This window comes from Shewanella sp. N2AIL (assembly GCF_022690845.1).
In the GTDB taxonomy this organism is placed as follows: domain Bacteria; phylum Pseudomonadota; class Gammaproteobacteria; order Enterobacterales; family Shewanellaceae; genus Shewanella; species Shewanella baltica.
The window spans coordinates 56,255-77,124 of record NZ_JALBYT010000002.1; the positions used below are offsets into that span (position 1 = coordinate 56,255).

Annotated in this window: 19 protein-coding genes and 9 tRNA genes; 26 read left to right on the forward strand and 2 right to left on the reverse strand. The window is 46.1% G+C overall.

Annotated elements, in window-relative coordinates:
• The first annotated feature begins 311 nt into the window (after positions 1-311).
• From MO387_RS01935 to MO387_RS01980, 10 genes are all read left to right on the forward strand, one after another.
• Positions 312-1,604 carry an FAD-dependent monooxygenase gene (locus MO387_RS01935; RefSeq protein WP_199908747.1) on the forward strand — a complete coding sequence of 431 codons (1,293 nt, stop codon included), beginning with the start codon at positions 312-314 and terminating at the stop codon, positions 1,602-1,604.
• 152 nt (positions 1,605-1,756) lie between these two features.
• Complete coding sequence (pth, locus tag MO387_RS01940; protein ID WP_006082736.1) at positions 1,757-2,344, forward strand: aminoacyl-tRNA hydrolase; 588 nt, start codon at positions 1,757-1,759, stop codon at positions 2,342-2,344.
• Positions 2,345-2,472: 128 nt separating this feature from the next.
• Positions 2,473-3,564 carry a redox-regulated ATPase YchF gene (gene ychF / locus MO387_RS01945; protein WP_006082735.1) on the forward strand — a complete coding sequence of 364 codons (1,092 nt, stop codon included), beginning with the start codon at positions 2,473-2,475 and terminating at the stop codon, positions 3,562-3,564.
• A 208-nt stretch (positions 3,565-3,772) separates the two neighbouring features.
• A tRNA-Met gene (locus MO387_RS01950) sits at positions 3,773-3,849 on the forward strand.
• 95 nt (positions 3,850-3,944) lie between these two features.
• A tRNA-Leu gene (locus tag MO387_RS01955) sits at positions 3,945-4,029 on the forward strand.
• A 45-nt stretch (positions 4,030-4,074) separates the two neighbouring features.
• Positions 4,075-4,149 (forward strand) — tRNA-Gln (locus MO387_RS01960).
• A gap of 24 nt (positions 4,150-4,173) precedes the next feature.
• Positions 4,174-4,248: transfer RNA gene (locus MO387_RS01965), tRNA-Gln, on the forward strand.
• 1 nt (position 4,249) lies between these two features.
• Positions 4,250-4,326: transfer RNA gene (locus MO387_RS01970), tRNA-Met, on the forward strand.
• Positions 4,327-4,401: 75 nt separating this feature from the next.
• Positions 4,402-4,486 (forward strand) — tRNA-Leu (locus MO387_RS01975).
• A 41-nt stretch (positions 4,487-4,527) separates the two neighbouring features.
• Positions 4,528-4,602, forward strand: a tRNA-Gln gene (locus MO387_RS01980).
• Positions 4,603-5,100: 498 nt separating this feature from the next.
• Here MO387_RS01980 and MO387_RS01985 read toward each other — a convergent pair.
• A complete protein-coding gene (locus MO387_RS01985; RefSeq protein WP_199908824.1) occupies positions 5,101-5,796 on the reverse strand; it encodes a hypothetical protein in 696 nt (231 codons plus the stop codon).
• Positions 5,797-6,267: 471 nt separating this feature from the next.
• On the opposite strand from MO387_RS01985, the gene MO387_RS01990 reads away from it, so the two are divergent.
• The 7 genes from MO387_RS01990 to secF all read left to right on the forward strand — a co-directional run bounded on the left by MO387_RS01990 (position 6,268) and on the right by secF (position 13,095).
• Complete coding sequence (locus MO387_RS01990; protein WP_006086949.1) at positions 6,268-6,864, forward strand: PepSY-associated TM helix domain-containing protein; 597 nt, start codon at positions 6,268-6,270, stop codon at positions 6,862-6,864.
• Between the two features lie 16 nt (positions 6,865-6,880).
• Positions 6,881-7,393 carry a DUF2271 domain-containing protein gene (locus MO387_RS01995; protein ID WP_006086948.1) on the forward strand — a complete coding sequence of 171 codons (513 nt, stop codon included), beginning with the start codon at positions 6,881-6,883 and terminating at the stop codon, positions 7,391-7,393.
• A 54-nt stretch (positions 7,394-7,447) separates the two neighbouring features.
• On the forward strand, positions 7,448-8,266 hold the full coding sequence (locus MO387_RS02000) for a DUF4198 domain-containing protein (RefSeq protein ID WP_107948744.1): 819 nt from the start codon (positions 7,448-7,450) through the stop codon (positions 8,264-8,266).
• A gap of 367 nt (positions 8,267-8,633) precedes the next feature.
• On the forward strand, positions 8,634-9,110 hold the full coding sequence (greA, locus tag MO387_RS02005) for a transcription elongation factor GreA (protein ID WP_006082729.1): 477 nt from the start codon (positions 8,634-8,636) through the stop codon (positions 9,108-9,110).
• A gap of 414 nt (positions 9,111-9,524) precedes the next feature.
• Positions 9,525-10,148 (forward strand): hypothetical protein, encoded by a 624-nt coding sequence (locus tag MO387_RS02010; RefSeq protein ID WP_011847522.1) that lies wholly within the window; start codon positions 9,525-9,527, stop codon positions 10,146-10,148.
• Positions 10,149-10,375: 227 nt separating this feature from the next.
• Positions 10,376-12,190, forward strand: a complete 1,815-nt coding sequence (gene secD, locus MO387_RS02015) for a protein translocase subunit SecD (protein WP_107403985.1) — start codon at positions 10,376-10,378, stop codon at positions 12,188-12,190.
• A gap of 2 nt (positions 12,191-12,192) precedes the next feature.
• Positions 12,193-13,095 (forward strand): protein translocase subunit SecF, encoded by a 903-nt coding sequence (secF, locus tag MO387_RS02020; protein ID WP_242325955.1) that lies wholly within the window; start codon positions 12,193-12,195, stop codon positions 13,093-13,095.
• An 83-nt stretch (positions 13,096-13,178) separates the two neighbouring features.
• Here secF and yhbY read toward each other — a convergent pair whose 3' ends face one another.
• The gene (gene yhbY, locus MO387_RS02025; protein ID WP_006082725.1) at positions 13,179-13,478 is read right to left on the reverse strand and encodes a ribosome assembly RNA-binding protein YhbY; all 300 of its coding nucleotides are present in this window, start codon (positions 13,476-13,478) and stop codon (positions 13,179-13,181) included.
• Positions 13,479-13,568: 90 nt separating this feature from the next.
• On the opposite strand from yhbY, the gene rlmE reads away from it, so the two are divergent.
• The 9 genes from rlmE to rimP all read left to right on the forward strand — a co-directional run bounded on the left by rlmE (position 13,569) and on the right by rimP (position 20,863).
• Complete coding sequence (rlmE, locus tag MO387_RS02030) at positions 13,569-14,198, forward strand: 23S rRNA (uridine(2552)-2'-O)-methyltransferase RlmE (RefSeq protein WP_006082724.1); 630 nt, start codon at positions 13,569-13,571, stop codon at positions 14,196-14,198.
• A gap of 29 nt (positions 14,199-14,227) precedes the next feature.
• Complete coding sequence (gene ftsH / locus MO387_RS02035; RefSeq protein WP_011847519.1) at positions 14,228-16,201, forward strand: ATP-dependent zinc metalloprotease FtsH; 1,974 nt, start codon at positions 14,228-14,230, stop codon at positions 16,199-16,201.
• A gap of 210 nt (positions 16,202-16,411) precedes the next feature.
• Complete coding sequence (gene folP / locus MO387_RS02040; RefSeq protein ID WP_107403988.1) at positions 16,412-17,245, forward strand: dihydropteroate synthase; 834 nt, start codon at positions 16,412-16,414, stop codon at positions 17,243-17,245.
• Between the two features lie 80 nt (positions 17,246-17,325).
• The gene (gene glmM, locus MO387_RS02045; RefSeq protein WP_242325957.1) at positions 17,326-18,663 is read left to right on the forward strand and encodes a phosphoglucosamine mutase; all 1,338 of its coding nucleotides are present in this window, start codon (positions 17,326-17,328) and stop codon (positions 18,661-18,663) included.
• Between the two features lie 194 nt (positions 18,664-18,857).
• On the forward strand, positions 18,858-19,640 hold the full coding sequence (gene tpiA / locus MO387_RS02050) for a triose-phosphate isomerase (protein WP_242325959.1): 783 nt from the start codon (positions 18,858-18,860) through the stop codon (positions 19,638-19,640).
• A 1-nt stretch (position 19,641) separates the two neighbouring features.
• Positions 19,642-19,977 carry a preprotein translocase subunit SecG gene (gene secG, locus MO387_RS02055; RefSeq protein WP_006082719.1) on the forward strand — a complete coding sequence of 112 codons (336 nt, stop codon included), beginning with the start codon at positions 19,642-19,644 and terminating at the stop codon, positions 19,975-19,977.
• A gap of 11 nt (positions 19,978-19,988) precedes the next feature.
• Positions 19,989-20,075: transfer RNA gene (locus MO387_RS02060), tRNA-Leu, on the forward strand.
• Positions 20,076-20,157: 82 nt separating this feature from the next.
• A tRNA-Met gene (locus tag MO387_RS02065) sits at positions 20,158-20,234 on the forward strand.
• Positions 20,235-20,407: 173 nt separating this feature from the next.
• On the forward strand, positions 20,408-20,863 hold the full coding sequence (gene rimP / locus MO387_RS02070; protein ID WP_006082718.1) for a ribosome maturation factor RimP: 456 nt from the start codon (positions 20,408-20,410) through the stop codon (positions 20,861-20,863).
• Positions 20,864-20,870: the final 7 nt, after the last annotated feature.

The following is a 20,870-nucleotide window of genomic DNA, read 5'->3' on the forward strand; positions in this document are numbered from 1 at the left end:
ATTACAAAATCTCGATTAAGTGATTTTGGCTATGATGCCCGTGCCACTTGAGTTTAGTCAGTGTTGAAACGGGTAAATTTTGTCTTTGTAAGCAACTGTGAGCAGACGGGCTGATAGCAACATTTGCTCACGTTTGAGTGCTAAGAGACATACTTTTGATACAAAGTTCGTGGCTTTATCCTGCATCAGGTTTGGTCAATGCTGTCTGGGTAAAATAGCTGGCGCATAGACTTGCGCATAGATAGTGTAAAGACGTCGCTTGGGCAGCAATAAACATGGCAATAAAGGTGGTAACTAAGGTGGTAAGTAAGATGAGCCAAATTGATGAAGCAAGTGCACCGATGACATCTGATACAACTCATTCTGACGTGACCCATGTTGATGTGATTCATTCAGACGTCACTCATGTTAAAGGCACTCATGTTAAAGGCACTGAGTTCGATGTCATTCTCGTCGGCGGCGGTATGGTCGGTGCGGCGACAGCAATTGGATTAGCCCTGCAGGGCTTGCAAGTGGCGGTGATTGAATCATTTGCGCCAGAGGCTTATCAAGCCGAGCAGCCGTTAGATGTGCGAGTCTCGGCCATCAGTGTGGCCTCTGAAACGCTGCTTGAACGTCTTGGCGCCTTGGACTCACTGCTGAAAATGCGCAATGTGCCTTATCTTGGCTTAGAAACTTGGGAGCTTGATGGCTGCATCACCCAATTCCACAGCTCGCAAATTGGCGCTAGTCATTTAGGTCATATAGTTGAAAACCGTTTAATCCAACTTGCCCTGTGGCAACAGATGGCGCAATTGGCCGGCATCACTTTATATTGTCCCGATAAAGTGGCGGCATTTGCCCGTGAGAACGACAGTGTAAGTGTGCACTTACAATCGAATCATAAACTTAACGCTAAGTTATTGGTCGGTGCCGACGGTGCGCACTCGCAGGTGCGCCAATGGGCGGGGATTGGTATATCGGGTTGGGATTATGCTCAATCGGCAATGCTGATCAATATCCGCACCGCACAGGGCCAGCAAGATGTCACATGGCAGCAGTTTACGCCCAAAGGACCGCGTTCCTTATTACCTCTGCCCGGCAACAATGCTTCGCTGGTGTGGTACGACGACGCCAACCGAATAAAACAGTTAATGCAGCTTAACAACAAACAGTTGGCCGAACAGATACGTTTGCATTTCCCTGCACGCTTAGATGCCGATTTCACCGTTGAGAATAAAGGCAGTTTTGGCCTCACTCGTCGCCATGCACAGCGTTATTATAGTCAGAACGTGGTGATTTTAGGGGATGCCGCCCACACCATTAACCCGCTCGCAGGCCAAGGGGTGAATCTTGGGTTTAAGGATGTTGAAGCGTTTTTGGCGGTTATCAAGGATGCATTAGCCCAAGATAATATCTGGTGGTCGAATGAAGTGCTGGCCCAATATCAGCGCAAGCGCTATCGCGATAACCAACTGATGATGACGGCGATGGATTTGTTTTATGCAGGTTTTAGTAACGATATCCTGCCGCTTAAGCTGCTGCGTAATGGCGCGTTAAAGTTGGCAAACATCAATTCTCCGATCAAAAAGACCGTTCTTAAATATGCAATGGGGCTTAATTAATCCTATGTTGTTCTGCGTTCTGACTCAGTGCGATGACGTGGCATTTGTTGACTTGGGCTTTGAGTGCTAAAATGCCGCGTTTTTAGCAGCTATGGTCAGTTCAGTCGGCGCTCTGCGCGGCTGCCATCGACGAAATAACGATATTGAGTGTCATGAGCGAAATAAAATTAATAGTTGGTCTGGCTAACCCTGGTGCTGAATATGCGCACACTCGCCATAATGCGGGGGCTTGGTACGTATTAGAGTTGGCTCGAATTTGCGGCGTGACTTTAGTGGCCGACAGTAAGTATTTTGGTTTGACCGCCAGAGCCGTATTGCACGGTAAAGATGTCCGCTTATTGATCCCGACGACTTATATGAATTTAAGCGGTAAAGCGGTGGGTGCTTTGGCAAATTTTTTTCGTATCACGCCGGAAGAGATTCTGGTTGCTCACGATGAACTCGATTTGCCGCCCGGCGTGGCTAAGTTCAAGCTCGGTGGCGGCCATGGCGGCCACAATGGTTTGAAAGATATTATTGCTAAACTGGCTAACGATAAAAATTTCTACCGTTTACGCTTAGGTATCGGTCATCCCGGTGATAAAAACCAAGTGAGTGGTTACGTACTGGGAAAAGCACCTGCTAAAGAGCAAGAGCTTATCGATGCGGCGATAGATGAAGCCGTGCGTTCTACTGAGATTTTGTTTAAGCAAGACATGGTGAAAGCCATGAACAGATTACACTCCTTTAAAGCGGAGTAGGTTTTGCCTTTGGCGAGACTCAAGTTAATTAACTAATTAATTCAGTAATGTGCTGCCATAGGGCAGGACGACTAAACCTCGCTGATGAGTGTGACTTGTCAGCCAATAATCGAGAGAAAGGTAAGCATATGGGTTTTAAATGCGGCATTGTTGGTCTTCCTAACGTAGGTAAATCAACGCTTTTTAATGCGTTAACTAAGGCTGGCATCGAAGCGGCTAACTTCCCGTTTTGTACCATTGAACCTAACACAGGTGTTGTACCTGTGCCGGATCCACGTCTGGATGCGTTAGCTGCGATTGTGAATCCACAACGTGTGTTACCGACCACCATGGAATTCGTAGATATCGCAGGCCTCGTAGCCGGCGCATCTAAAGGCGAAGGCTTAGGTAACAAGTTCTTAGCTAACATCCGTGAAACCGATGCCATTGGTCACGTAGTGCGTTGTTTTGATGATGACAATATTGTTCACGTTGCTAACAAGGTTGATCCAGCTGGCGATATCGAAGTCATCAACACTGAATTAGCCTTAGCTGACTTAGACAGCTTAGAGCGCGCGGTTCAACGCCAGCAAAAACGTGCTAAAGGCGGCGATAAAGACGCTAAGTTTGAAGTGGAAGTATTAGAAAAAATGCGTCCAATTCTAGACGAAGCGAAAATGCTGCGCTCAATGGAATTATCTAAAGAAGAACTGGAAGCCGTTGCTTACCTTAACTTCTTAACCTTAAAACCGACCATGTATATTGCTAACGTGGCGGAAGATGGTTTTGAGAACAACCCACACTTAGACGCTGTTCGCGCCATTGCAGCGACAGAAAACGCTATCGTTGTTGCTGTGTGTGCTGCGATTGAATCTGAACTGGCTGAGATGGAAATCTCCGATCGCGATGAGTTTATGGCAGATCTGGGTATCGAAGAGCCTGGTTTAGATCGCGTTATTCGTGCTGGTTACCAATTACTGAATCTGCAAACTTATTTCACCGCAGGCGTGAAAGAAGTGCGTGCTTGGACTGTGCCAGTAGGTGCAAGTGCTCCACAAGCGGCGGGTGTTATCCATACCGATTTTGAACGCGGCTTTATTCGTGCACAAGTCATGTCCTATGAAGATTTTATTGCCCACAAAGGTGAAGCTGGCGCGAAAGAAGCCGGTAAGTTACGTGTGGAAGGTAAAACCTATATCGTTAAAGATGGCGATGTGATGCATTTCTTGTTTAATGTATAACAAGGATTATCCAAGAAGTCAGTCTCGATAAATTAAGCTAAGTACGAGCAATAGTGTGTTATTTAGCACATCTGTTGCTCACTTTGGTGAAGTAATAGCCGAACAGCTTAACCTAAGGGAAATAGCGAAAAAAAGCTGTTGACCTCGATACCTCGAATAAGCATAATACGCCCCGTTCCTCGCTGAGAGGGGCGCGTAATATCGAAGTGGCAATGTAGCTCAGCTGGTTAGAGCACAGCACTCATAATGCTGGGGTCGCAGGTTCAAGTCCCGCCATTGCTACCATTTTATTTAAGAAGCATATTCTTATATAAAATAGACGGCGATTTTACTCTAGCATTGATTGCTAGCATCTCTTCAAGATGTAAACACGAAGCTGTGCGGGAATGGTGAAATTGGTAGACACGCCAGATTTAGGTTCTGGTGCCGCAAGGTGTGAGAGTTCAAGTCTCTCTTCCCGTACCATTTTTAGAAACATCGGCGATAGCGGATGTTTGAAACAGAGTTAGTTGGGGTATCGCCAAGTGGTAAGGCACCGGGTTTTGATCTCGGCATTCCAAGGTTCGAATCCTTGTACCCCAGCCATTTTTTCTCAGTTTCCAAGTTGATTGGGGTATCGCCAAGTGGTAAGGCACCGGGTTTTGATCTCGGCATTCCAAGGTTCGAATCCTTGTACCCCAGCCATGGCAATGTAGCTCAGCTGGTTAGAGCACAGCACTCATAATGCTGGGGTCGCAGGTTCAAGTCCCGCCATTGCTACCATATTTAACTCTGTTAAAGTGATTTATCAGAGAAAAATCCAAAGCTGTTGAAAAAACAATTTTGGTACATTTTGATGCGGGAATGGTGAAATTGGTAGACACGCCAGATTTAGGTTCTGGTGCCGCGAGGTGTGAGAGTTCAAGTCTCTCTTCCCGTACCATCAAAATGCAATCTTCAGAAAGAAGATTAAACACAGTTTATTGGGGTATCGCCAAGTGGTAAGGCACCGGGTTTTGATCTCGGCATTCCAAGGTTCGAATCCTTGTACCCCAGCCAAAAGTTAAAAAGCCTGTCTTCGGACAGGCTTTTTGCTTTCTGGTTTTTCACTATATCCTTACTAATCGTTTTCACTCTCTATCTGCTTTCGCATTATTCGCAGTTTGGTTTCTTTCGCTTTCTTCGTTTAGCATTTCCCTTTTCCCTTTTCCCTTTTCTATCAATGTCCTTGCTATAGCTGGTTTGAATTTCTGTCGTTTGTTTTTATCAAGCCGTTTATAGGTTGGGTAACTCAATAATGATGTATTGGATTTTAAGTCGTCAGCAAGCTGAATAAGCCTTATCTGTTTAGTTCTGGGATTCAGAGAGTGGAGTGAAGCTTAGAGTTAGCAAGCACAACTAATCTTTGAGTGAGCATAAGCGCCAACATAAAAACCAGCGTAACGGCAGGCATAAGAAGCTGGGCTTGGATCAGAATGTCGAACTGGGGAATAGGCACTTTATAAGACGACAGTGAATACCACAGTGCCAGTTGATTAGGCACTGTGGTGATCTGTGTTATTGCTTTTTGACTTCTGGCACGACAGGCAGCGATTTTATTTCCGCTGGAACTGCTGGAACTGCTGGCATTGCAGGTGTGGCTACTTTTGCTGCCGCATCAGTGATCCTTGCTGGCAATACAGCATGCTCAGTGACAGCACTTTGAGCCGCGTTAACCTCACCGGTGGCGACTGCTTTAATGGGATTAGGTAACTGCTGCACTTGATTTGCGCCCGCTTCTAAGGCTTTTTGTTGTAACTTCTGCGGATCGGTATAGTCGGCTAATTCCTTCGGCCAACTTGGGACCAGCTTTTGCGCTTGATTACTGAATTGCTCAGAGATCACTAAGGGCGCGCCGCCCTTCATTAGCATCACTGCCATTTGGTTGGTGTCTGAGTTCCACACTAGACCGGCTTTTTCTGCCATCTCAGGTACAGGAGTATAAGTTGACACTAAATAAATAAGTGGACCTTCCTGCTGGATCTTATCGGCCGTTTTGAGCAGCGACAGAGTGGTATCGTAATTTTTACCCAGCAATTCCTGCATACGGTTTTTGATGAGTGGCTGTTCGAATAAGCCGACATCATTTGGATCTAAACCGACCAGGGGTTTGAGCAGGGCCCACATTAGTTGACCTTGGGGTGACATTAATAAGAGTGGAGCAACACAGGCGTTGAGCATTAACGCGAGCCACAGAATATGCAAGCAGCGCATTTTTTTGAGCAGAGATGTACTCAAGATGATATTTCCTTGGGAGTACCAGCAAGTCGCCGGCGGCGGATTGTAGCCGATTGTAATGAGGTAAACGAGAGGGGGGCGTAAAGTAAATTTTATCCCAAAAAGTTAGCATGAATGTTGGATTTTATCCCTATGAATCTAATGAGTCTTTACAGATGATACCGTAAATAACTTGCTGCTAATTTAATCAAAGATAATGGCTTTGCGTGTTAAATGCAGAATTGTCTGTAAGCGGTTTATTTTTCAGTCTTATTCTTCAATCCTATATTTCAGCTTCTTTTGCAGTATTGAATATGTAAAGTTTGTAAACTTTGTTCTATTTGATAATCGATCTCATTTAATCTAGCACATTAAATTAGTTTAATGCAGCTCATTTCAGTCTTAGGCTGCATAGGGAAAGCCGATTCTGGAGGTATTTCTCTTCGGGTTGCTTTTGAGAGTGCACCATTGAAATTAAGAGTCAGTAAGTCGTCTTTGTCCTTTGCTCGAATTATCCATGTATATGTGTCTATGGCGTTGTTGCTGCTGATGCTGTTTTTTGCGGTGACAGGCATAACGTTAAATCACCCTAATTGGTTTTCTCAAGCGGATCAGGAACCTAAACGGGAGCAAGTGCCCATCCCTGCCTATTTATTACCCGTTGATACACAAGATGCCCAGTGGCGCTTGGCAACGGGCCATTGGCTGAAAAGTGAATGGGCGATGGATATGGCCACTGCTGACATAGATGAAGACGAAATTAGCTTAGTCAGCAAAGGGCCTGGCACTTACCGCAGCCTGACGTTGGACCTGCTCGACGGCCAAGCCTATGTCGAAACCTTAGAGTACGGTGTCGTAGCCGTAGTGAATGACTTGCATAAGGGCCGTAACACAGGCACTGCATGGGCTTGGATACTCGATCTTAGCGCCGTGCTGATTATTTTATTTTCGCTTACTGGGGCTTACTTATTATTGCCTCAAACCAAGCGCCTCAAAAAGTCATTGTTATACATGGTACTTGTCAGCGGTAGTTGCGGACTTGTGTATGTTTATTTCGTTCCATAAGGAGTGTAGACCGAGTATGCGTCATCTTATTCGTACCATTGCGGTGAGTGCTTTGTTTGTGAGTTCAGCTGCGTTTGCGGCGCCACAAATGACTGTCGATTTAACTTTACCTGAAATTACCGAAGGCCAATATCACAGACCCTATGTGGCCGTGTGGGTTGAAAATACCCAAGGGCAACCGGTAAAAACCTTAAGCCTTTGGGTTTGGGATGAAGGCCATAAATGGCTTAAAGACATCCGTCGTTGGTGGCGTAAAGCGGGTCGTGACGATATGAGTTTTGTTGATGGTATTGCATCTGCCACACGCCCTGCGGGTCATTACAAAATCGATTGGGATTTAAAAGATGAGGCAGGCAAAGCGCTGGAACCTGCTCGTTACACTGTGTTTATTGAAGTGGTGCGTGAGCATGGCGGTCGCGATCTCGTGCGACAAAACATCGATTTAGCTGCGGGGGACTTCTCAGTGCAGTTACCCGCCACCACTGAAACCGGCGTTATCGACATACGCTTAAGCGGCATGGCTCGCTGAGCCTGCTGCTGAATATATTGCCCGTACATTACTCGTTAAACTTAAGGAAAAGGCATGAAATTACGTCTTATTGCATTACTTAGCACACTTTGTATTAGCCCGTTGGCAAGCAGCCACGACAGATGGATTTTACCTAGCCACTTTAACGTCTCGGCCGAAAGCCAAGAAGCAGTGTGGATAACCTCTGATGTGTCTGCCAGCAATCAAGTGTTTATGATGGATAAACCTTTCAGCGCCAGTGATGTGCGTGTGTTACTGCCTAATGGTGAGTCAAGCTCTCCAAGCTCAAGTTATACTGGCGGCCGTAAGTCGGTATTTGATGTGCAGTTAATGCAAGATGGCACGTATAAGTTCGAGAAAGAAGTCACGCCGCGTTATTTCTCCCGCTATAAAGTGAAAGGTAAAGAAGGCTTTGTCCGCAGTCGTTTAGATAAAAAAGCGACCGCAGCTGTCATGCCAAAGGGCGCCTCTGAATTAGAAGGTTCTTTAAATGTATCGCGGGTGGAAACCTACGTAACCCGAAATAAGCCGACGGATAAGGTTTTGGCTCCTAAGGGGGAGTACTTGGAACTAGTCCCTGTAACCCATCCAGCGGATATCGTTGAAAATGAACCCGCCACATTGCAGTTTGTTTATGACGGCAAACCCGTTGCAGGTGTGAGTGTTGCGATCATGAAAGACGGTAGCCTATACCGAAACAAGCCTGAAGAAATCGCTTTAACCTCAGATAAAGACGGTAACGTGGCCATGACCTTGCCTGCGGCAGGACGTTATCTTTTACATGCATCTATTGAACGTCCAAGCTCAGACACATCCCTTGCCGATAAAACCGTCAGTGAGATTTTCCTTACGTTTGAAGCTGGACTTGAATAGGATTCAGTCTTCCGCTCAAGTGAGTAAGCGTTATAAGTGACTCGTTATAAATGATTTAGCGTTATAAATGACGTAGCGTTCACAATTAAATGCCCACAACCTCTACGGCGAGTGGGCATTTTTATCTTCAAAACCCTTTATCTATACGGCTATTAATCAATGCAGCCACTATGATTCTATTTGGCTCGCGGATTTAGATTTCATTGCTGGTAACTCTGCTTAAGGTTGGGTAAGCTGCGTCAATGCATTGTTCTTGATGCATCAAAGGCGCATAACGATTAGAATAGCGCAATTCCACCCTCATTTGACTGTGTCGACCTTAGCGTTGGCACGGGTTGCTTTTGTTTTAAAGGAGACGAAAGAAGTTATGACTAAGGTTCCTATGACAGTTGTCGGTGCAGAACAGCTGCGTAAAGAGTTAGATATTCTCAAGTTTGACCGTCGCCCTAAGATCACTGAAGCGATTGCCTCTGCGAGAGAGCTAGGCGACCTGAAAGAAAACGCGGAATACCATGCGGCTCGTGAAGACCAAGGTATTTGTGAAGCACGTATCCGTGATATTGAAGGTAAGTTATCTAACGCGCAAATTATCGACGTCACTAAGATGGTGAACAACGGTCGTATTATTTTTGGCGCCACTGTGACTATTTTAAATCTCGATACCGACGTTGAAGTGACTTATCGCATAGTCGGCGATGATGAAGCGAATATTAAAGAAAACCTGATTTCAGTGAACTCACCGATAGCCCGTGGCTTAGTGGGTAAAAATGAAGGTGATGAAGTGTCGATTACCACACCTGGTGGCATGACAGATTACGAAATCATCTCAGTACAGTATTTATAATCAGTAAATCGATTTAGCTATAGAGTCTGCTAAATCGTGCCGAGAGTGTGATTCTCGCTCGTTCTAAAACCGCCCTAGGGCGGTTTTTTGTTATCTGCTAATTGAGTTTGTATGCGTGTTTAGGATTGCACTTTGCGTTCGAACTTAAGGTTTAGCCAAGGATGGAGAAGGCGCTTCAGGGTTGAACTTGAAAGATGGATAAAGATTAATTTGTCTCTTGGTGCACTTTTACTTAAGCTTCAATTCTAGCTTTATCATAAAGTTTCATCAGAATTAACTCAGTATTGTGTAATTGATTTAGCGCGAGTTTCGCTTTATAAACCCACAGCTAAGTATTAAAAGCTAAGCGTGACTGGGTTTATCTTTCGTTTTATAAGAGGGAACGCTTTGGTAAAACATTGGCGTACAGGATTGATGTTAGTTTGCGTGGCGATCATGTTGATCGCGCACTCGGCTAGCTATACGCCAAAAACCTCAGTACAACGCAGTGATGCCACTCGCCATTATGCTCAGAAACACACAGCTCTGAAGCAAACGGCTCAGATGAACACTGTGAGTCTTGATAGCTCAACTCCCCATGCAAAGCCAAGCACTGAGCCTCAAAGCTTGTCCGATGCCGACGCTATCACCCAAGACAATGCACAGCTCAATGCCCAATCTAATGTACAGTCTGATGCGCAAACCGTTGAAAGTTGCGGCTCATTGCATACTCATGATGCCAATCGCATCAATTCAGACTCAGCATCCCAGCCAGCACCTTGTCCAAGCTCTGATTACGTGAGTCATTCGGACGACTTAAATTTTGCCCCAATAAATTCGCCGCGCTTTATCAGTCTTGCCCAGCACGATGTGCGTGAGGTGAAGCCGGTATATGTACTCGCGTTAGACTTCACCGCCGAACCTACACTCAATGTCGTTGAACCGACCGATCTGGATATCGCATCAGATTGGACCCTTTCTGCCGTATCTTCCCCCGCTCGAATTTCGGGTTGGAAAGTCTCAAATCTTCAATATCGATTTAGCCAACAAGCCGCTTAACCCGCCTATTTAGGTGTGCTATCGACAGGAGTCCACTCCCGTTGAACTTGCATGCCATTGCATTTTTGTTCTCACCGAAACCATCTCTATCGCGGCTACATTCGCTGTGATGACTTGAGTCTAACTGGCTAGATTTGCTGGTGCTCAATGATAGGTTTCGGACTGATATCAATATGTTCGCTTAGCTTTTGATTTAAAAGTTAGGTGATAAATAGCGAGTTAATCCCATGGAAAGAAAACCTAATAAACGGCTGCTAAATCACTATTCAGCTTGGAAATATATAGTCCTTATCGTCACCATCATAGTGATGTTATTCAGTGCCTTGCCAACATTTTATGGTGAGGATGCCGCGGTGCAAGTGGGCGCTAAGGCGGGGTTAACACTCACGCCCGTAGCCCTTAGAGATAAGCTGCAAGCTGAAGGCGTGACGGTAAAACGCATCGACCAAAAAAATGGTGAAACCTTAATTGTCCTCGATGCGGATAACCAACAAACCTTAGTCAAAACCTTGGTTTCGTCTATGGTGACAGAGCCCAAAGAGTTGACCTTATCCCTTGCCAGTGCCGCGCCGAGTTGGTTGCAAAACTTAGGTTTTCAGCCGATTAAACTAGGGCTCGACTTACGTGGTGGGGTGCAGTTTCTACTCGATGTGGATGTTGATCCTGTGTATCAAACTCAGGGTGAGGCGTTAGTTGATTCGCTACGCCAATTCATCCGTGAGCAGAAGATCCGTGGCGCCAGCGTCTATTTGGATCAAACTAACCAGTTAAACCTGACGCTGCCCGATAATGACGCCCGCGCCGCCGTGCGTCAGATGATGAAACAGTCCTATCCAAATTGGCAATTATCCAATACCGATGGCGCGGGTTTACAGATTAAGTTGAGCCAAGAGGAACAAACTAAACTGCGTAATTTGACTGTGCAGCAAAACTTGCAAGTTATGCGCAGTCGTATTGAAGAACTTGGCATCACAGAAGCCTTAGTGCAGCGCCAAGGCGATCATCGAATTCGGATTGAGTTGCCTGGCGTGCAAGATCCTGCAGCCGCGAAAAACGTCATTGGTGCTACAGCGAGTCTGGCTTTTTTCGAGGTGAAAGAGTCAGGCTCTGTGAATGCCATGGTGCTTAACGACAAGTCGGGTAAGCCTATTTATGTGAGCCGCACGCCTGTGCTGGGTGGCGATCACATTGTCGATGCCAGAGCGAGTTTAGGTGAGATGGGCATGGCCGAGGTGAACATTAACCTCGACCGTGTCGGTGGGCAGAAAATGTCTGAGTTCTCCCGAACCAATATCGGCAAACCTATGGCGACGTCTTACAGCGAATACAGCCGTGATGAACAAGGTAAGGCTAAGCAAACTCAAGAGATTATCAGCGTCGCGACCATTCAATCCCAGCTTGGAGACCGCTTCCGCATCACTGGCGCTGGCACCTATCAAGAAGCGCAGCAATTAGCCCTGTTACTGAGAGCGGGCTCTATGACGGCGCCCGTGACGATTGTGGAAGAGCGCACCATTGGCCCAACGCTAGGTGCTGAAAACATTGAAAACGGTTTTGCAGCGCTTGGTCTAGGCATGGGCATTACCTTGTTGTTTATGGCGCTTTGGTATCGCCGTCTCGGTTGGGTGGCGAATATTGCGCTGATTTCTAACATGGTGATCTTGTTCGGCCTACTGGCGCTTATTCCTGGTGCTGTGTTGACCTTACCCGGTATTGCTGGCTTGGTGTTAACAGTTGGTATGGCCGTCGATACCAACGTGCTGATTTTTGAGCGAATAAAAGACAAGTTAAAAGAAGGACGCAGTTTTGCGCTGGCAATTGATACGGGGTTTGATAGTGCGTTTTCGACCATTTTCGACGCTAACTTCACCACTATGATCACGGCTGTCGTGCTGTATTCCATCGGTAATGGCCCAATTCAAGGTTTCGCCTTGACCTTAGGTCTAGGTCTGTTGACCAGCATGTTTACCGGTATTTTTGCTTCAAGAGCCTTGATTAACTTAGTTTACGGACGTGATGCTAGTCGTCATGTGAGGGTATAACCATGAAAAATATTAATCTAACAAAATGGCGTTATGTCTCCAGTGCTATCTCAATTTTATTGATGATAACGTCATTAGCCATCATAGGTGTAAAGGGTTTTAACTGGGGATTAGACTTTACCGGTGGTGTGGTGACTGAAGTTCAGCTCGATAGAAAAATCACCAGCAGTGAGTTACAACCTTTGCTTAACGCTGCCTATCAGCAGGAAGTCTCTGTGATCTCGGCCAGTGAGCCGGGCCGTTGGGTATTACGCTATGGTGATTTAAAGAGTGCTGATACTGAGCAAAGCAATGTCGATATTCAGCAGGCATTAGCGCCACTTAACTCTGAAGTGCAAGTCCTTAACAGCAGCGTTGTTGGGCCGCAGATTGGTCAAGAACTGGCGGAGCAGGGTGGGTTAGCGCTGTTAGTCGCTATGCTGTGTATTTTAGGCTATTTAAGTTATCGCTTCGAGTGGCGACTCGCATCGGGCGCTTTGTTTGCGCTAGTGCACGACGTTGTGTTCGTACTGGCATTTTTTGCGCTGACGCAGATGGAGTTTAATTTAACGGTACTGGCGGCTGTGCTGGCGATTTTAGGCTATTCGTTAAATGACTCGATCATTATTGCCGACCGTATTCGTGAATTATTGATTGCTAAGCCAAAGCTTGCGATTCAAGAAATTAATAACCAAGCGATTGTGGCGACATTCTCCCGTACTATGGTGACGTCAGGGACAACATTAATGACGGTCGGTGCGCTGTGGATCATGGGCGGTGGGCCGCTGGAAGGATTCTCGATAGCGATGTTTATCGGTATTTTAACCGGGACATTCTCATCGATTTCTGTTGGCACCTCATTGCCTGAATTGTTAGGTTTAACGCCTGAGCATTATAAGGAACAAGTGATTTCTGATACGCCTTAGTGCTTTATTTTAATTTTTAGTAAAAACAAAGAGGCCACTCAATTGAGTGGCCTCTTTGTTAACACAATAAAAATCAAGAAAAATTACTTTGCCTTTGGCAAAGCAATCTTCATTTCTGGTGATTGACGATAAATCACCAGAATATGACCAATAAGTTGCACTTTTGCGGATTGAGTTTCACGTACTATGGCATCAACGATGGCATTTTTTAGCTCTCTGTCGGCAGAGGCTACTTTCACTTTAATCAATTCATGATAAGCGAGTGCGCTTTCAATTTCAGCGAGTACACCTTCAGTCAATCCATTGGCACCAAGCAGCACCACTGGCTTTAGCGGATGCGCTAGACCTTTTAAATGCTGTTTTTGTTTGGTTGTTAAGTTCATTTCTACCAACTTTTGCTGAGTTACTGTTGAAAAACGGCTATTCTACCCTTATATAGCCTTTGTGTAACTCTCAATTGTTGCGGATTTTAAATGTCAGGTATAAAACGTACGGCCAGTTCTAATCGCTGGATGCTAGAACACTTTGATGATCACTATGTCAAACTCGCCCAAAAAATGGGCTTGCGATCTCGCGCTGCGTTTAAGCTTGAGGAGATCCAGCAAAAGGATCAACTGATTCGCCCAGGCATGACTGTGGTTGATCTCGGTGCTGCTCCGGGAGGTTGGTCTCAAGTGGCAGTTAAATTAGCGGGAGATAGAGGTAAAGTCATCGCCTGTGACATTTTGCCTATGGATCCCATCGTCGGGGTAGACTTTCTGCAAGGGGATTTTCGTGAAGATAAAGTCCTTCAAGCATTACTTACTCGCGTCGGTGATGCTAAGGTTGACGTTGTGTTGTCTGATATGGCGCCCAACATGAGTGGTTCAGATAGTGTTGATCAACCCCGTGCCATGTATTTAGTGGAGTTGGCGTTAGATATGTGCCATCAAGTATTGGCTCCTAATGGCTGTTTTGCGGTAAAAGTCTTTCAGGGGGAGGGCTTTGACGAATACATGAAAGCGGTAAAAGCAGTGTTTAAAGTCGTTAAAACACGTAAACCAGACTCTTCACGAGCGCGTTCCCGTGAAGTCTATCTTGTGGCGACTGGGTACAAGTTGTAGTAACCTAGCGTTAATAATCGCAAGACTTAATGAGGTCTAGTAATTTGAGTGACATGGCAAAAAATCTAATACTCTGGGTTGTCATCGCCGTTGTGCTGATGTCAGTGTTTCAGGGTTACTCCCCCTCTTCTTCGTCATCGCAGAAGATGGATTATTCTACCTTCTTAGATAATGTCCGTGATGGGCAGGTCGCTACTGTTGAAGTTAAAAGCGACCAACGTACTATTGAAGGTGCTAAGCGAACGGGTGAAAAGTTCACAACTATCATGCCGTTATATGACCAAGATTTAATTAATGATCTTGATCGTAAAGGCATCACCATGAAGGGCCAAGAAGCCGAAGAATCTGGGTTCCTAACCCAAATCTTCATCTCTTGGTTCCCTATGTTATTGCTTATCGGGGTATGGATTTTCTTCATGCGCCAGATGCAAGGCGGCGGTGGCAAAGGCGCGATGTCCTTTGGTAAGAGCAAAGCCAAGCTGATGAGCGAGGATCAGATTAAAACGACGTTTGCCGATGTTGCTGGTTGTGACGAAGCAAAAGAAGAAGTGAAAGAGTTAGTTGATTATCTGCGTGACCCAACTAAATTCCAAAAATTGGGCGGCCGTATTCCAACGGGCGTGCTGATGGTGGGTCCTCCAGGTACAGGTAAAACCTTGCTGGCGAAAGCCATTGCGGGAGAATCTAAAGTACCTTTCTTCACTATCTCGGGTTCTGATTTCGTTGAAATGTTTGTTGGTGTTGGTGCATCCCGTGTGCGTGACATGTTCGAACAGGCGAAAAAATCTGCACCTTGTATCATCTTTATCGATGAAATCGATGCGGTCGGTCGTCAACGCGGCGCGGGTTTAGGCGGTGGTCATGATGAACGTGAGCAAACACTGAACCAAATGCTGGTTGAGATGGACGGCTTCGAAGGTAATGAAGGCGTTATCGTTATCGCGGCAACTAACCGTCCAGACGTACTCGATTCAGCACTGCTGCGTCCAGGTCGTTTTGACCGTCAAGTGGTTGTTGGTTTGCCTGATGTGCGTGGTCGTGAGCAGATTTTGAAAGTGCATATGCGTAAAGTGCCGCTTTCTGAAGATGTCAAAGCAAGCGTGATTGCCCGTGGTACGCCAGGTTTCTCCGGTGCTGACTTAGCTAACTTAGTGAACGAAGCGGCCCTGTTTGCGGCTCGTGGAAATCGCCGAGTTGTGGGCATGGAAGAATTTGAGCGTGCTAAAGATAAAATCATGATGGGTGCTGAGCGCCGTTCTATGGTGATGTCTGAAGCTGAAAAAGAAATGACGGCTTACCACGAAGCGGGCCATGCAATTGTAGGTTGTTTAGTACCAGAGCACGATCCTGTGCACAAGGTCACTATCATTCCTCGCGGCCGCGCACTGGGCGTGACTTTCTTCTTACCTGAAGCTGACTCAGTAAGTCAGAGCCGTCGTAAGTTAGAAAGCCAAATTTCAGTCGCCTACGGCGGTCGTTTAGCAGAAGAGCTTATCTACGGTACTGAAAAGGTGTCGACTGGCGCATCACAGGACATCAAATACGCGACCTCTATTGCGCGTAACATGGTGACTCAGTGGGGCTTCTCGGACAAGCTAGGTCCATTACTGTATGCCGAAGAAGACGGTGAAGTGTTCTTAGGTCGCAGCATGGGTAAAGCCAAAGCCATGTCCGATGAAACTGCAACTATCATCGACGCTGAAGTGAAAGTCTTTATCGACAAGAACTACGCGAGAGCGAGACAGATATTGACCGATAACCTCGATATTCTGCACTCGATGAAAGAAGCTCTAATGAAGTATGAAACCATTGATTCACTTCAAATTGACGATTTAATGAAGCGTCGTGAAGTGCGCCAACCTGCCGATTGGCAAGTGGATGACCATGGTTCTAACGACAAAGGCAGCGGTCATGGTGAACCAGCTGAGAAAGCTGAAGATACTGTGACTACAGCGTCTGCTGAACCAGACTTGAAAGAGCCTGATGAATCACCTGCTAAGTAATTTGTTGTGAGATAAAAGAAAACCCCGTAAAGGGGTTTTCTTGTTTTATCTTGTTAGCAATTTGACTGCGCTGTCATTTATCCACTTTGCCATTACTGATATTTCGCCTTTGACATCAGTCACCTTAGATAGAAAGTGAAGGCTAAAACTAATGACGCTAGTTATACCTATAGGTAAAATCGTAAGTGTTCGTATTACTGGAGTAAATGCGTGTTTGAACTGATTGCTGGCACTAAACGCCTCGCGTTATCTTCGCCCATTGTGATGGGCATTCTGAATGTCACTCCCGATTCCTTTTCCGACGGTGGTCAATATTCTTCCTATGAACTTGCCTGTCAGCATGCCGATGACATGGTGGCTCAAGGCGCGGGGATGATAGACATTGGTGGAGAGTCGACAAGGCCCGGCGCCGCCGAGGTGAGCCTAGCCGATGAACTTGCGCGGGTGATCCCGTTAGTAAAATATGTGGCGACGCACCATGATGTGTGGATTTCGGTAGATACCAGTAAAGCTGAAGTGATGCGTCAAGCTGTCGCTGCGGGTGCACACCTGATTAATGATGTGCGTGCCTTGATGGAACCTGGTGCGCTCGAAGCCGCCGCAGAGTTGCACGTCCCAATATGTTTAATGCATATGCAGGGTGAGCCGAAGAACATGCAGTCTTCGCCAACTTATTATGATGTTATTGAAGAAGTTTCTGGCTTTTTAACCGAGCGGATTGACGCTTGCTTACAAGCTGGGATCCCCCGTGAATTACTCATCCTCGATCCGGGATTTGGCTTTGGTAAAAGCTTAGAACATAACTATGAATTACTGGCAAAGCTCGATTCTTTTACCAAGTTTGATTTACCCGTATTGATAGGATTGTCTCGTAAGAGCATGATAGGGAACCTCTTAGCAAAACCGACCTCAGAGCGTCTTGCTGGGAGCCTTGCTGGCGCTATGATAGCGGCCCAAAAGGGAGCTCATATCATTCGCGTGCATGATGTTGCTGAAACTGTGGATATGCTCAAGGTGTTACAAGCGACACAAGCGTATTTTTAAGCATCGTTATGCTCTCGTTAAGCATTTAATTAATATTATGATCCCAAATCATTGGGACACATTTGAGTTTGTGGGGCGATATGAAAGAACGTAAATTTTTTGGAACTGACGGTATTCGGGGAAAGGTCGGTTCAGGTCAAATGACGCCTGAGCTTGCACTGAAATTAGGTTGGGCAGCGGGTCGCGTATTATCCCGCAGTGGTACCAAAAAGGTGATCATAGGTAAAGATACCCGTATTTCAGGTTATATGTTTGAGTCGGCATTAGAAGCGGGTCTTTCTGCCGCAGGTCTTAATGTGATGTTAATGGGGCCTATGCCCACGCCCGCAGTCGCCTATTTGACGCGTACGTTTCGCGCCGAAGCTGGGGTGGTGATCAGCGCATCACACAATCCTTATTACGATAACGGCATTAAATTTTTCTCGACCGACGGCAGTAAGTTAGACGATAACTTAGAGCTAGAAATTGAAGCCGAACTTGAAAAGCCACTCGTTTGCGTTGAATCACATCTGCTTGGCAAAGTGTCGCGCATTGAAGATGCCCGTGGCCGTTATATCGAGTATTGTAAAGGTAATTTCCCTGCAGAGCACACGTTAACTGGGCTAAAAATTGTGGTCGATTGTGCCCATGGCGCAACTTATCACATAGCACCAGCTGTGTTTCGAGAGTTAGGCGCCGAGGTGATTGCCATTGGTGATAAGCCTAACGGGATGAACATCAATGATAAAGTGGGCGCAACGTCCATGGGCAAGATTTGTGAAACCGTTTTGGCCGAAAGTGCCGATTTAGGTATCGCGCTCGACGGCGATGGTGACCGCATTATGATGGTTAACAGCAAAGGCGAAGTCATCGACGGCGACCAGATTTTATATATTCTTGCCTGTGATGCGAAATCTCGCGGCGTATTGCGCGGTGGTGTGGTCGGCACCTTGATGTCGAATCTTGGGCTTGATTTAGCCTTGCAAGCACTAGATATTCCCTTTGCGCGTTCAAAAGTGGGCGACCGCTATGTGATGGAGTTACTGAAAGAACTCGATTGGCGCATCGGTGGCGAGAATTCAGGGCATATCCTTAATCTTGACCACGGCACAACCGGTGATGGTATTGTCGCGGGGATTTTAGTGTTAGCGGCCATGCGTCGCCAAAATGCCACGCTAGAAGAACTGACTTCGGCGATGGAAATGTTGCCACAGGTGTTAGTCAATGTGCGCTTTGAGGGCGAGCATGACCCACTCAAGTCAGATAAAGTAAAAGCGGCGCAGGCAAAGGTTGAATCTGAGCTTGGGGTGCGTGGTCGAGTACTATTACGTAAGTCAGGTACTGAACCTTTGATCCGTGTCATGGTAGAAGGTGACGATCATAGTGCAGTATTGGCGCACGCAAATTTGATTGCGGATGCCGTAAAATCGGCAAGCTAATATTTGCCTATTTTGTAATGAGTGCGGCTGATACCAATTTAAAATTAAGGTGTTAGCTGCACAAATGAACAGAAATCAGCTTTGGCGTGTAAAAAATAAGCATTCCAACCTGATATCTGAAAAAATTCGAATTTAGCTATTGTAACTTAATAAGTGGTTCGCTATTATTCACGCCGCTTTCAGAGGAGACAGTGATGGCACTCAGACGTCCTATGGTAGCTGGCAATTGGAAGATGAACGGCAGTGCGGCATTAGCCCAAGAGTTGTTCAAAAAATTTGCCTATAAGCTCCAAAATGATTCAGCTGAAGTGGTTTTATGCCCGCCTTCTATCTATCTAGAGAGCGTTAGGCAACTGCTAGAAGCAAACAAGGAAGCGTTAGACGGTTCACTTGTTAGGATGGGCGCACAAAACCTAAGTCAACACGACTTTGGCGCTTATACCGGAGAAGTTTCAGGTCAGATGCTCAAAGATTCAGGATGTCGATATGTGATTATCGGACATTCAGAACGTCGCCGTATGTACGGAGAGACGAGTAATATCGTAGCGGAGAAATTCGCCGCTGCACAAAAGCATGGCTTAACTCCCATTTTATGTGTGGGTGAGTCAGGTCCAGCACGTGAAGCAAGACGCACCTTTGAGGTGATTGCGGAAGAGTTGGATATAGTGATCCAGAAAAACGGCACTATGGCTTTTGATAACGCCATTATCGCCTACGAGCCACTTTGGGCTGTAGGGACAGGTAAAAGCGCTACACCAGAGCAGGCACAAGAAGTTCATGCGTTTATTCGCAAACGCCTATCTGAAGTGTCTCCGTTTATCGGAGAAAATATCAGGATTCTCTACGGTGGTAGTGTAACACCGAGTAATGCTGCAGATTTATTTGCCCAACCTGATGTTGATGGTGGACTGATTGGCGGTGCTAGCTTAAACTCTAGCGAGTTTTTAAGTCTGTGTACCATAGCGATGAGCGCATAATATGTATGAAGTTCTAGTAGTTATTTACTTGTTGGTTGCATTAGGTCTGATCGGCCTAGTATTAATTCAGCAAGGTAAGGGAGCTGACATGGGGGCCTCTTTTGGCGCCGGTGCATCAGGTACTCTGTTTGGTTCAAGCGGTTCAGGTAACTTCCTGACACGCACTACGGCAATTCTTGCCATTGCGTTTTTTACTTTAAGTCTGCTAATTGGCAACTTAAGTGCAAACCACGCAAAAAATGAAGATTCATGGAAAAATTTAGGTTCAGACACTGAACAGGTCACACAACCTGTTGAGCAAGGAACCCAAAAGTCAGAAACGAAAATTCCTGACTAGTAAAAGGTGTCGCCGAGGTGGCGAAATTGGTAGACGCGCAGCCTTGAGGTGGCTGTGACCTAACGGTCGTGCGGGTTCAAGTCCCGCTCTCGGCACCAAATATAACTAAGATAGACGAGATAAGTTCTCTCTTAGTTATTGCAAGAAATGACGATAGTCAATATACTTGCACACAGTTGACGCGGGGTGGAGCAGCATGGTAGCTCGTCGGGCTCATAACCCGAAGGTCGTCGGTTCAAATCCGGCCCCCGCAACCAGCTCCTAGTAACGAATAGTGTTTGAATTCGTTATGGTTTACAGGTTCTTGAAATTAATGACCTCGTGATTACGGGGTTTTTTGTTATCTGGGACTTTTAAATTTGTCGCATACTTCGTATGTGGCGTTGTACTAGGGCTATTAAGCCCTTTTTTGTTTTTTCGGGGGTCAATCTTGGCAACGTTAGAATTCAGACTGGCAGAAATGCTCAAAGTACCTGTGGAAGCATTAGGCTTTCAGCTATGGGGCATTGAATATGTTCAAGCGGGTAAGCATTCCACACTGCGAGTGTTCATTGATGGTGAGAATGGTATCAATATTGAAGATTGTGCCAATGCAAGTCGCCAAGTCAGTGCTGTACTCGATGTTGAAGATCCTATTTCTACAGAATATACCCTAGAGGTTTCTTCGCCAGGCGTTGATAGACCCTTATTTACTGCTGAGCAGTATGCGGGCTATGTGGGCGAGGATGTAAAGCTTCAATTGACTATGCCGGTTGACGGCAGTCGTAATTTAAAAGGCGCCATCACTGCGGTCGACGGGCAAATGCTCTCACTGAAAGTGAATGGTAAAGAGTTAGTTGTCGCATTGGATAATATCCGCAAAGGCAACTTAATCGCTAAGTTTTGATGGTTTC